At 72.3% G+C, this 12,509-nt stretch carries 7 protein-coding genes; 6 read left to right on the top strand and 1 reads right to left on the bottom strand.

The features are described from left to right. Positions 1-35 precede the first annotated feature (35 nt). The gene (glgP, locus tag QWY29_RS15680) at positions 36-2,612 is read right to left on the bottom strand and encodes an alpha-glucan family phosphorylase (RefSeq protein ID WP_300961952.1); all 2,577 of its coding nucleotides are present in this window, start codon (positions 2,610-2,612) and stop codon (positions 36-38) included. 170 nt (positions 2,613-2,782) lie between these two features. Here glgP and QWY29_RS15675 point away from each other — a divergent pair, with 170 nt between their 5' ends. From QWY29_RS15675 to QWY29_RS15650, 6 genes are all read left to right on the top strand, one after another. After that, positions 2,783-4,777, top strand: coding sequence for an alpha-1,4-glucan--maltose-1-phosphate maltosyltransferase (locus QWY29_RS15675; protein ID WP_300961951.1), 1,995 nt, complete (start codon positions 2,783-2,785; stop codon positions 4,775-4,777). Positions 4,778-4,851: 74 nt separating this feature from the next. Next, positions 4,852-6,576: a maltose alpha-D-glucosyltransferase gene (gene treS, locus QWY29_RS15670; protein WP_300962045.1), complete on the top strand. Its 1,725-nt coding sequence runs from the start codon at positions 4,852-4,854 to the stop codon at positions 6,574-6,576. Further along, positions 6,573-8,018: a maltokinase N-terminal cap-like domain-containing protein gene (locus QWY29_RS15665; protein WP_300961950.1), complete on the top strand. Its 1,446-nt coding sequence runs from the start codon at positions 6,573-6,575 to the stop codon at positions 8,016-8,018. Before treS ends, QWY29_RS15665 begins: the two co-directional genes overlap by 4 nt. Continuing rightward, positions 8,015-10,303, top strand: a complete 2,289-nt coding sequence (gene glgB, locus QWY29_RS15660; protein WP_300961949.1) for a 1,4-alpha-glucan branching protein GlgB — start codon at positions 8,015-8,017, stop codon at positions 10,301-10,303. The genes QWY29_RS15665 and glgB overlap by 4 nt, the downstream gene beginning before the upstream one ends. A 57-nt stretch (positions 10,304-10,360) precedes the next feature. After that, positions 10,361-11,683, top strand: a complete 1,323-nt coding sequence (locus tag QWY29_RS15655) for an acetamidase/formamidase family protein (RefSeq protein ID WP_300961948.1) — start codon at positions 10,361-10,363, stop codon at positions 11,681-11,683. Positions 11,684-11,747: 64 nt separating this feature from the next. Continuing rightward, on the top strand, positions 11,748-12,506 hold the full coding sequence (locus QWY29_RS15650) for an NUDIX hydrolase (RefSeq protein ID WP_300961947.1): 759 nt from the start codon (positions 11,748-11,750) through the stop codon (positions 12,504-12,506). Positions 12,507-12,509 lie beyond the last annotated feature (3 nt).

The raw sequence follows: 12,509 nt of genomic DNA, 5'->3' as shown, positions 1-12,509 counted from the left end.
GCGCCTGTCTCGAAACCCGCCGGGGCCGGAGGCGGCTACGCGGGGAGCGCGACGACCCCGAGCTCGGCCGGGGAGACGAGCAGCTCGTTGCGGGGGACGACGCGGACGGTGTAGCCGAAGGCGCCGGAGTGGTCGAGCGTGACGTCGCCGTCGAAGCGGTGGCGGCCGGCCTCGTAGCTCTCGGCGACCGCGAGCTCGGTGACCGACGTGTCGCGCAGCTCGTCCTCGCTGGTGGTGCGGCCGTGGACCAGCTGCACCGCGACGTCGGCGGGCGACAGGTCGCCGAGCGCGACGAACGCGCGCACCGACATCACCGCGCCGACCTCGGGCGCGTCGCCGACGCCGCTGCTCTCGACGTGCTCGACGCGCACGCCGGACCAGCCCGACCGCACCCGCCGCTTCCAGCCGGCCAGCTCCGCGGCACCGGCGTAGTCGTCGTTGAGCCGGCGGGCGGTGACCGCGGCGGGGACGTAGAGCTGCTTGGTGTAGTCGCGCACCATCCGGGTGGCCAGCACCTTGGGGCCGAGCGACTTGAGGGTGTGCCGCAGCATCTCCATCCAGCGGGTCGGCACGCCCTCCTCGTCGACGTCGTAGAACCGCGGCGCGACCTCGTTCTCGATGAGGTCGTAGAGCGCGGCCGCCTCGAGGTCGTCGCGCTTGTCGGTGTCCTCGACGCCGTCGGCCGACGGGATCGCCCAGCCGTTCTCGCCGTCGTACCACTCGTCCCACCAGCCGTCGAGGATCGAGAGGTTGAGGCCGCCGTTCAGCGCGGCCTTCATGCCCGAGGTGCCGCACGCCTCGTAGGGGCGCAGCGGGTTGTTCAGCCACACGTCGCAGCCGGGGTAGAGCGGCTGCGCCATCGCGATGTCGTAGTTGGGCAGGTAGGCGATGCGGTGGCGCACCTCGGGGTCGTCGGCGAGCTGGACGATCGCCTGGATGAGCTTCTTGCCGCCGTCGTCGGCGGGGTGCGCCTTGCCGGCCATCACCAGCTGCACCGGCCGCTCGGGGTCGGTCAGCAGCCGCTTGAGGCGGTCAGGGTCGCGCAGCAGCAGCGTGAGCCGCTTGTACGACGCGGCGCGGCGGGCGAAGCCGATCGTCAGCACGTCGGGGTCGAGCGCGCTGTCGATCCAGCCGAGCTCGGCGCGGGCCTGGCCGCGCTTGAGGTGGGATCGCTCCATGCGCCGGCGGGCGTCGGCGACGAGCCGCTCGCGCAGCTGGCGCTTGACGTCCCAGATCCGGCGGCCGGGGATCTTGTCGGCGGCGGCCCAGAAGCTGTCGAGGTCGGCGGGGTCCGCGCCGACCTCGCCGGCGAGCTCGAAGACCTCGCGGGCGACCCAGGTCGGGGCGTGGACGCCGTTGGTGATCGACCCGATCGGCACCTCGGCCTCGTCGAAGGCCGGCCACAGGCCGTTGAACATCTCCCGGCTGACGTGGCCGTGCAGCTGGGAGACGCCGTTGGCGCGCTGGGCGAGCCGGAAGCCCATGACGGCCATGTTGAAGACCGAGCCGTCGCCGCCCTCGTAGTCCTCGGCGCCCAGCGCCAGGACCCGGTCGACGGGCACGCCGGGGACGGCGCCGGCCTCGGAGAGGTACTGCTCGACCAGCGTGCGGGGGAACCGGTCGATGCCGGCGGGCACGGGGGTGTGGGTGGTGAAGACCGTGGAGGCCCGGCCGACCTCGAGCGCGGTGTCGAAGTCCAGCCGCGGGCCGGCCTCGTCGACGGTCAGCTCGCGGATCCGCTCCAGGCCGAGGAAGCCGGCGTGGCCCTCGTTGGTGTGGAAGACCTCGGGCGTCGGGTGGCCGGTGATGCGGGAGAAGGCACGCAGGGCGCGGACGCCGCCGATGCCGAGGAGCAGCTCCTGGCGCAGGCGGTGCTCGGAGTTGCCGCCGTACAACCGGTCGGTGACGCCGACGTAGTGCTCGGGGTTCTCCTCGACGTCGGTGTCGAGCATCAGCAGCGGCACGCGGCCGACGCTGGCGACCCAGATGCGCGCGACCAGGTCGGGCCCGTCCGGCATCGAGATGGAGATCGAGGCCCGCGACCCGTCGGCCTCGCGCAGCAGCGAGATCGGCAGCTCGTCGGGGTCGAGGACGGGGTAGGTCTCCTGCTGCCAGCCCTCGCGGGAGAGCGACTGCTTGAAGTAGCCGTGCTTGTAGAGCAGGCCGACGCCGACGATCGGCACGCCCAGGTCGCTGGCCGCCTTGAGGTGGTCGCCGGCCAGGATGCCGAGGCCGCCGGAGTACTGCGGCAGCACCGCGGTGATGCCGAACTCAGGCGAGAAGTAGGCGATCGACGAGGGGCCGTCGGACGGTCCGCGCTGCTGGTACCAGCGGTCGTCGGTCAGGTAGGCCTGCAGGTCGGCCCGGGCCGCCGCGAGCGCGGCGAGGAAGTCGCCGTCGCGGGCGAGGTCGTCGAGGCGCGCCCGCCCGACCGAGCCCAGGAGCTTGACCGGGTCGTGCCCGGTGGACTCCCAGAGAGCGGCGTCGACGCGCTCGAAGACGTCCTGCGTCTCCGGGTGCCAGGACCAGCGCAGGTTGCCCGCGAGCTCGCCGAGGGCGGTCAGCTCGGGCGGGAGGACGGGGCGGACGGTGAATCGTCGGATGGCACGCACGGAGCCGACGCTAGCGAGATTCTTTGAACGTTCCAACCGTTTCGTCCCGATCCGTTCGCCCCGGGCCGACCTGGGTACATGCCCCGTAGCCAGAGCACCCCTGCGGCACCGCCCGCACACCTCGGCGGCACGGTTGCGTGCCCGCCGCGACGCGCCACTAGGTTGGAGAAATGGTCGGACGCATCCCCGTCATGAACGTCATGCCCGTGGTGGACCTCGGTCGCCAGCCGGCCAAGGCCACCGTCGGCGAGCCGCTGCCGGTCCGGGCCACGGTCTTCCGCGAGGGCCACGACCGGCTCGGCGCCGAGGTCGTGCTCACCGACCCGTCGGGCACCCGCCGCGCCCCGGTGCGGATGACCAAGCACGCCGAGGTCCCCGACCGGTACGACGCGTGGGTCACCCCCGACGTCGGCGGCGCCTGGACCTTCGAGATCCAGGCCTGGTCCGACCCGGTCGCGACCTGGCAGCACGCCGCGGGGCTGAAGATCCCCGCCGGCGTCGACGTGGACCTGATGTTCCTCGAGGGCCGCCTGCTGCTCGAGCGCGTCCGCGGCGACCTCGACGGCGGCGACGCGGCCGCCCGGTCGGTCGTCGACGCCGCCCTCGCGGCCTGCGTCGAGACCGACGCCGACCGGCCCGCCGCCGCCCGCCTGGCGGTGCTGCAGTCGCCCGAGCTCGAGGCCGTGCTGCTGGCCCACCCGCTGCGCGAGCTGGTCACCGTCGAGGGCCCCTACCCGCTCTACGCCGACCGTGAGCGGGCCCTCTACGGCAGCTGGTACGAGTTCTTCCCGCGCTCGGAGGGGGCGGTCCAGGACCCGACGACCGGCAAGGTCACCAGCGGCACGTTCCGCACCGCGGCGAAGCGCCTCGACGCCGTCGCGGCCATGGGTTTCGACGTCATCTACCTCCCGCCGATCCACCCGATCGGCGAGGTCAACCGCAAGGGACCGAACAACACCCTCACGCCCGGACCGGACGACCCGGGCTCGCCGTGGGCGATCGGCTCGCGCGACGGCGGCCACGACGCGGTCCACCCCGACCTCGGCACGATCGAGGACTTCGACGCCTTCGTCGCCCGCGCCGGCGAGCTCGGCCTCGAGGTCGCGCTCGACCTCGCGCTGCAGGCGGCGCCGGACCACCCGTGGGTCACCGAGCACCCGGAGTTCTTCACCACCCGCGCCGACGGCTCGATCGCGTTCGCGGAGAACCCGCCGAAGAAGTACCAGGACATCTACCCGATCAACTTCGACAACGACCCGACCGGCATCTGCCGCGAGGTGCTCCGCGTCGTGAAGCACTGGATGGCGCACGGGGTGCGGATCTTCCGCGTCGACAACCCCCACACCAAGCCGGTGGCGTTCTGGGAGTGGCTGCTCAAGGAGGTGCGCCGCACCGACCCCGACGTGCTGTTCCTCTCCGAGGCCTTCACCCGCCCGGCGATGATGCGCGGCCTCGGCGCGGTCGGCTTCCACCAGAGCTACACCTACTTCACCTGGCGCACCGCCAAGTGGGAGATCGAGGAGTACCTCCGGGAGCTGGCGACCGAGTCCGACCACGTGATGCGGCCGAACTTCTTCGTCAACACCCCCGACATCCTCCACTCCTACCTGCAGTACGGCGGCCCGGCGGCGTTCAAGGTCCGCGCGGCGCTCGCGGCGACCGGCTCCCCCAGCTGGGGCGTGTACGCCGGGTACGAGCTCTACGAGCACGTCGCGGTCAAGCCCGGGAGCGAGGAGTACCTCGACTCCGAGAAGTACCAGGTCCGGGTCCGCGACTGGGAGGCCGCCGAGACCGAGGGCCGCACGCTCGCGCCGTACCTCACCCGGCTCAACGAGGTCCGCCGCCGGCACAAGGCGCTCCAGCTGCTGCGCAACGTGGTCATCCACGCCAGCGACGACGAGAACGTGCTGGTCTTCAGCAAGCACGCCGTGCGCGAGGACGGGACGCGCGACGACGTGATCGTGGTGGTCAACCTCGACCCGCACGCCACCCGCGAGACCACCGTCCACCTCGACCTGCCGGCGATGGGCATGGACTGGGGTGACTCGTTCGTCGTCCACGACGAGATCACCGGCGCCGACTGGAGCTGGTCGCAGCACAACTACGTCCGGCTCGACCCCTACCACGAGCCCGCGCACGTCCTGACCGTGAGGAGCACCCGGTGACCCAGGCCCCGACGAGCACGCCGGAGCAGCACGACCCGTCCCAGCCGGAGCAGCCCGAGCAGCACCTGAGCCCGATGGGCCAGGCGCCGGAGGGCGACCCGTTCCCCGACGACACCACGCGCCAGCCCGACTGGTTCAAGACCGCGGTGTTCTACGAGGTGCTGGTCCGGTCCTTCCGCGACTCCAACGGCGACGGGACCGGTGACTTCCGGGGCCTGATCGAGAAGCTCGACTACCTCGAGTGGCTCGGCGTGGACTGCCTGTGGATCCCGCCGTTCTTCACCTCGCCGCTGCGCGACGGCGGGTACGACGTCGCCGACTACACCAACATCCTCCCGGAGATCGGGACCGTCGAGGACTTCCACGAGTTCCTCGACGAGGCGCACAAGCGCGGGATCCGCGTGATCATCGACTTCGTCATGAACCACACGAGCGACCAGCACCCGTGGTTCCAGGCCAGCCGGGAGGACCCCGACGGCCCGTACGGCGACTTCTACGTCTGGTCCGACACCGACGAGCTCTACCAAGAGGCGCGGATCATCTTCGTCGACACCGAGCCGTCGAACTGGACGTGGGACCCGGTCCGCCAGCAGTACTACTGGCACCGGTTCTTCTCCCACCAGCCCGACCTCAACTTCGACAACCCGAAGGTCCACGACGCGATCCTCGAGGCCATCGCCTTCTGGTTCGAGATGGGCCTCGACGGCTTCCGCCTCGACGCGGTGCCCTACCTCTACGAGCGACCGGGCACCAACGGCGAGAACCTCCCCGAGACCCACGACTTCCTCCGGAAGGTCCGGCGGTACGTCGACGAGCACTTCCCCGGCAAGGTGCTGCTCGCGGAGGCCAACCAGTGGCCGGCCGACGTCGTCGACTACTTCGGCGACTTCGAGTCCGGCGGCGACGAGTGCCACATGTGCTTCCACTTCCCGGTGATGCCGCGCATCTTCATGGCGGTCCGCCGCGAGTCGCGCTTCCCGATCTCGGAGATCCTCGAGCAGACGCCGCCGATCCCGCACGGCTGCCAGTGGGGCATCTTCCTGCGCAACCACGACGAGCTGACGCTCGAGATGGTCACGGACGAGGACCGCGACTACATGTGGAACGAATACGCCAAGGACCCGCGGATGAAGGCCAACATCGGCATCCGCCGCCGCCTCGCGCCGCTGCTCGACAACGACATCAACCAGATCGAGCTGTTCACCGCGCTCCTGCTCTCGCTGCCCGGCTCGCCGGTCCTCTACTACGGCGACGAGATCGGCATGGGCGACAACATCTGGCTCGGTGACCGCGACGGCGTCCGCACGCCGATGCAGTGGACCCCCGACCGCAACGCCGGCTTCTCCTCCGCCACCCCCGGCAAGCTGCACCTGCCGGCGATCCAGGACCCGGTCTACGGCTACCAGGCGGTCAACGTCGAGGCGCAGATGGAGAACACCTCCTCGCTGCTGCACTGGACCCGCCGGATGATCCACGCCCGGCGCAACCACGCGGCGTTCGGCCTGGGGTCCTTCACCGACCTCGGCGGCTCGAACCCGTCGGTGCTGTCCTACGTGCGCGAGCACGCCCAGGACGGCGACGACGACATCATCGTGTGCGTCAACAACCTCTCCCGCTTCCCGCAGCCGGTCGAGCTGGACCTGCGCCGCTACGAGGGGATGGTCCCGGTCGAGCTGCTCGGCGGCGTGCCGTTCCCCGCGATCGGCGAGCTGCCCTACCTGCTGACGATGAGCGGCTACGGCTTCTACTGGTTCCGGCTCACCCGGCCGGACAACGCCGAGGAGGGTCAGCTGCTGTGAGCGAGAACCCGCTGGACCGGCCCACCACCGACCACCTCGACCCGCAGGTCTTCGTCGACTACCTCGAGAAGACCCGCTGGTTCGGAGGGAAGGGCCGACCGTTCGAGGTGACCGCGGTGCACCGCATCGGCCAGGTCCCCGGCTGCGTCGACGCCGGCCCCGCCGTCGTCGACCACCTCGTCGAGCTCACCTACGGCGACGCCGAGGGCGGGACCGAGACCTACCAGGTGCCGCTGGCGTTCTACGTCGAGGCGGAGTCGCGGCTCGACCACGCCTTCGTGGGCTGGTGGGAGGAGCCGGACCGCGGCTGGGTGCACGCCTACGACGCGCTGCACGACCGCGAGGCGATGGCCTGCTGGCTGCGCTCCTTCGTCGCGGCCGCGGACGACGCCGTCTCCGGTCCGACCGGGCTGACCTTCCACCGGCTGCCCGGCCACGAGCTGGACCCCGACGTCACCGCCTCGCTGTTCTCCGGCGAGCAGTCGAACTCCTCGGTCAAGTTCGGCGAGGACTCGATCATGAAGCTCTTCCGCAAGGTCACCCCGGGCGCCAACCCCGACGTGACCGTGCACCGGGCGCTGACCGGCGCCGGCTCCACCGACGTCGCCGCCCTCTACGGCTGGATGTCGTGGACCGACGAGCAGGGCGAGGAGTACCACCTCGCGATGCTCCAGCAGTTCCTGCGCACCGCCACCGACGGCTGGGACCTCGCGCTGACCAGCGTGCGGGACCTCTTCGCCGAGGGCGACCTGCACGCGCACGAGGTGGGTGGCGACTTCGCCGGCGAGTCCGAGCGGCTCGGCCTGACCCTTCGGGTGGTCCACGAGCTGCTCCGTGAGCACTTCCCCGCGGAGCGGCGCGGCCCGGAGGCGACCCGCGCGCTGGCCGGGGCCATGCGGGCCCGGCTCGACGCGGCCCTCGAGGTCGTCCCGGAGCTGGCCCAGCACGCCGACGCGCTGCGGGCGGCGTACGACCGCGTGGCGGCGCTCGACGGCGTCGACGTCCAGCAGGTCCACGGCGACCTGCACCTGGGCCAGACGCTGCGGACCGCCAAGGGTTGGAAGATCGTCGACTTCGAGGGCGAGCCGGCCAAGCCGCTGCACGAGCGCGTCGAGCCCGACAGCCCCTGGCGCGACGTCGCCGGCATGCTGCGCTCCTTCGACTACGCCCCGCGCGTGGTCGAGAAGCAGAGCGTCGACCTCGCCGAGGACGACGCCGAGGCGGCCGCCCAGCTGGCCTACCGGGCCGAGGAGTGGGCCCACCGCAACCGCAACCACTTCCTGACCGCCTACGCCGACGGTGAGCCGTCGGACGAGGCGAAGGTCCTGCTGGCGGCGTACGTCGCCGACAAGGCCGTCTACGAGACCGTCTACGAGACCCGCAACCGGCCCGGCTGGGTGTCGATCCCGCTCGAGGCCGTCGCACGGATCGGAGCCGCATGACCACGCCCAGCAAGACGCCCAGCAGCACCCCCGCCACCCCGGCCGGCACCCCCGGCTCGGGGCCGACGGCCCGGCCGGTCGACCGCGAGCAGCTCGACCTGCTCCTGGCCGGCGGTCACGGCGACCCGCACAGCGTCCTCGGGGCCCACCCGCACGCGGGCGGCGTGACCGTGCGCGTGCTGCGCCCGCTCGCCTCGAGGGTGACCGTGGTCGGCGCGTGGGGCGAGACCCCGCTCGAGCACGAGCACGAGGGCTTCTGGGTCGGCGTGCTGCCGGTCGCCGAGGTCCCCGACTACCGGGTGCGCGTGGCCTACGACGGCGAGCCGGTCGAGGTCGACGACCCCTACCGCTTCCTGCCGACCCTCGGCGAGGTCGACCTGCACCTGGTCAACGAGGGCCGCCACGAGCAGCTGTGGACCGTGCTCGGCGCGCGGGTGCACCACTACGAGGTGCCGGGCAGCGACGAGACGATCACCGGCACGTCGTTCGCCGTGTGGGCGCCGTCGGCCCGCGGGGTCCGGATCAAGGGGTCGTTCAACTCCTGGGACGGCCGCGAGCACCCGATGCGCCAGCTGGGCAGCTCGGGTGTCTGGGAGCTGTTCGTGCCCGGGCTCGGCACCGGCACGGCGTACAAGTACGCCATCCTCGGCCAGGACGGCGAGTGGCGGGAGAAGGCCGACCCGCTCGCCGCGTGGTCCGAGCAGCCGCCGGCGACCTCCTCGCTGGTCTTCGAGTCCACCCACGAGTGGGGCGACGACGCCTGGATGGCCGAGCGACCCGGCAAGCAGCCGGTCGCCGAGGCGATGTCGGTCTACGAGATGCACCTCGCCTCGTGGAAGAAGCACCCCGACGGCCGCTTCTGGTCGTGGGCCGAGCTGGCCGACGAGCTGCCGGCGTACCTCGCCGACCTCGGCTTCACCCACGTCGAGCTGATGCCCGTCATGCAGCACCCGTTCGGCGGCTCGTGGGGCTACCACGTGACCTCCTACTTCGCCCCCGACGCCCGCTTCGGCGACCCCGACGGCTTCAAGCTGCTCGTCGACAAGCTGCACCAGGCCGGCATCGGCGTCATCCTCGACTGGGTGCCCGGCCACTTCGCGACCGACGAGTGGGCGCTGGCCCGCTTCGACGGGACGCCGCTCTACGAGGACCCCAACCCCCAGCGCGGCTGGCACAAGGAGTGGGGCTCCCACATCTTCAACTTCGGCCGCAACGAGGTGCGCAACTTCCTCTACGCCAACGCGGTCTACTGGCTCGAGGAGTTCCACGCCGACGGCCTGCGCGTCGACGGCGTCGCCTCGATGCTCTACCTCGACTACTCCCGCGAGGAGGGCGAGTGGACGCCGAACAAGCACGGCGGCCGCGAGAACCTCGAGGCGGTGCAGTTCCTCCAGGAGATGAACGCCACCGTCTACAAGCGCGTCCCCGGCATCGTCACGATCGCCGAGGAGTCGACCTCCTGGCCCGGCGTCACCCGGCCGACCTCCGCCGACGGCCTGGGCTTCGGCTTCAAGTGGAACATGGGCTGGATGCACGACTCGCTGGGCTACGTCGCCCACGAGCCCGTGCACCGCGCCTACCACCACGGCGAGATGACCTTCTCGCTGGTCTACGCGTGGTCGGAGAACTACGTGCTGCCGATCAGCCACGACGAGGTCGTGCACGGCAAGGGCTCGCTGCTGCGCAAGATGCCCGGCGACCGCTGGCAGCAGCTGGCCAACCTGCGCGCCTACCTGGGCTTCATGTGGGCCCACCCCGGCAAGCAGCTGCTCTTCATGGGCGCCGAGCTCGGCCAGGAGTCGGAGTGGGCGGAGTCCCGCGAGCTCGACTGGTGGCTGCTCGACCACCCCGAGCACCGTGGCGTGCACTCGCTGGTCCGCGACCTCAACCGGGTCTACACCGGCTCCCCCGCCCTGTGGGCCGCCGACCACGACCCGGCCGGCTTCCAGTGGATCGACGCCAACGACGCCGGCCACAACACCTTCTCGTTCGTGCGCCGCGTGCCCGACGACGCCGGGGCCGCCGCCGGGACCGGGGCCGCCGCACCGGAGCTGGTCTGCGTGGCCAACTTCTCGGCCGTGCCGCACGAGGGCTACCGGCTCGCGCTGCCGTCCGAGGGGGTCTGGGAGGAGGTGCTCAACACCGACGCCGAGACCTACACCGGCTCCGGGGTCGGCAACCTGGGCGCGGTCACCGCCGTGGCCGGCGAGCACCAGGGGTTGCCCGCCCACGCCGACATCGTCGTCCCGCCGCTCGCGACCGTCTGGTTCCGCCGCAAGGCGTAACCGGCCCGCAACGCCACGCGCGCGTGACGGTGACGTGGCGCTGGTGGGGTGCGCCTCATGGACACCTCACCGGCGCCGTTCGCCGCTCCCTCCTCCGCACCGGGCTCCTCCGCACCGAGCCCCTCCCCGGCCGGGCTGGCCTCCGCGCTGGCCCGCCGGGCACTCATCCGCGCCTCGACCGCGGGGGCGCTCGGCGCGGGTGCCGCGCTCGCCGGTGGGGCCGGCACTGCGGCGTACTCCGCGCCCAGCAGCCGGAGCGTCACCATCCTCCAGCCCGGCCAGGGCAAGGTGCGCGGCGCCTACGTCCGCTCCCGACCCGGCGAGGTGTGGTGGGGCCACCTGCCCAACCGCACCGCCGAGCCGGTCGCGGTGGTCCGGTCCGGCGCCGTGGTCACGATGGACACGATCTCCCACGAGGGGCTGCTGGAGGACCAGGGCAAGGACCCGCGGCAGTACTTCGAGACCTTCGGGGTCCCCGAGAAGCACGTGCTGCGCGACGCGGTCGCCGTCGCGGCCCGCGCCGAGCACGCCGGTCCCGGCCCGCACGTGGTCACCGGCCCGATCGCGGTGCGCGGCGCCGAGCCCGGCGACGTGCTCAAGGTCGAGGTGCTCGCGCTGCCGCTGCGGGTGCCGTACGGCGTGATCTCCAACCGCCACGGGAAGGGCGCGCTGCCCGGCACCTACCCCGAGCAGTTCGTCGCCGACCCCGCCCACGCGGCGTACGTCAACACCGGCGGCAACATCAGCGTCTTCACCTCCGTCCGCGCCACCTCCCGCGGGCTGCGCGCCCGGCTGCCCGGCGACGTGCCGGTCGGCTTCGACCTCGCGCCGTTCCTCGGCCTGATGGGCGTCGCGCGCGACACCGACGCGATGGTCGACTCCGTGCCGCCCACCGACGCCGGCGGCAACCTCGACATCAACGACCTGGGCGTCGGGTCGACGCTGTACCTGCCGGTGCAGGTGCCGGGCGCGATGTTCTTCGCCGGCGACCCGCACATGGCCCAGGGCGACGGCGAGGTGGCGCTCACCGCGATGGAGGGCTCGCTCCGCCCGACCCTCCGCCTGACCGTCGTCAAGCGCGGCAGCCGCAAGGCGCCGCGGCAGGCCTTCGACCACCCCTTCGCCGAGACGCCGGACTTCTGGGTGCCGATCGGGCTCTCCGACCCCGACGGCCCGGAGGGCGGCACCAACGCCACCAGCCTGGACATCGCGATGAAGGAGGCGGTGCAGCAGGCCCTGGCCTTCCTCGTCGAGGAGAAGGGGATGGCCGGGCCGGTGGCCTACGCCTACCTGTCGGCCGCGACCGACTTCGAGGTCTCCCAGGTCGTCGACCGCACCACCGGCATCCACGCCCTGATCCGCAAGGCCGACTTCGGCTGAGGCGCGCCCGCGGGCTCGCCGGGCTCGCGGCGGTCGGTCACCGGCGCCCCCCTAGGGTGATCCCGTGACTGACCAGCCGCCGAGCGTGACGACCGTCGCCGAGGGCGTCGCGCGGATCTCCTGGTCCCCCGGCGAGCCCGTCGACGTCGTGCGCCGCGAGGTCGCCGAGGCCCTCACCACCCACGCCCGGGTCGAGGCGCTGGTCGACCCCGCCGACGAGACCGGCCAGCGGACCGCCACCTGGTCGGGCATGCGCCGCGAGGGGATCATGCGCGGCGTGACCGTCGGCGGCGCCCCCGTCGACCGCATCGTCTACGCGCGCCTCGCCTCCGACGTGCCCACCTCCGAGCCCGAGGGCTTCCGGGCGCTGCTGAACTCCTTCCTTCCCCGCAAGCGCGCCATCGGCCAGATGCTGCTGCGCGACCCTGACGACCGGGTGCTGCTGTGCCAGCTCACCTACAAGCAGGACTGGGACCTGCCCGGCGGCGTCGTCGAGGTCAACGAGTCACCCCGCGTCGCCGTCGGCCGCGAGGTCGAGGAGGAGCTCGGCCTCAGCATCGAGCCCGGCCGCCTGCTGCTCACCGACTGGCTGCCGCCGTGGTCGGGCTGGGACGACGCGCTGTGCCTGGTCTTCGACGGCGGGGTCCACGACGCCTCGGTCACCGACCGGATCGTCAAGCAGGCCCGCGAGATCCGCTCCGCGGAGTTCCACACCCTCGACGAGGCCGACCGGCTCTGCGCGGACTTCACCGCCCGCCGGCTGCGCGCCGCGGTCGCCAATCTCACCGGCGCGCCGGCGTACACCGAGTCCGGCCGCGGCTGACGG

It is taken from the genome of Nocardioides abyssi, from assembly GCF_030412915.1.
In the GTDB taxonomy this organism is placed as follows: Bacteria; Actinomycetota; Actinomycetes; order Propionibacteriales; family Nocardioidaceae; genus Nocardioides; species Nocardioides abyssi.
Note: the sequence above shows the minus strand (reverse complement) of the source record. Positions and strands in the feature narration are given on the sequence as shown.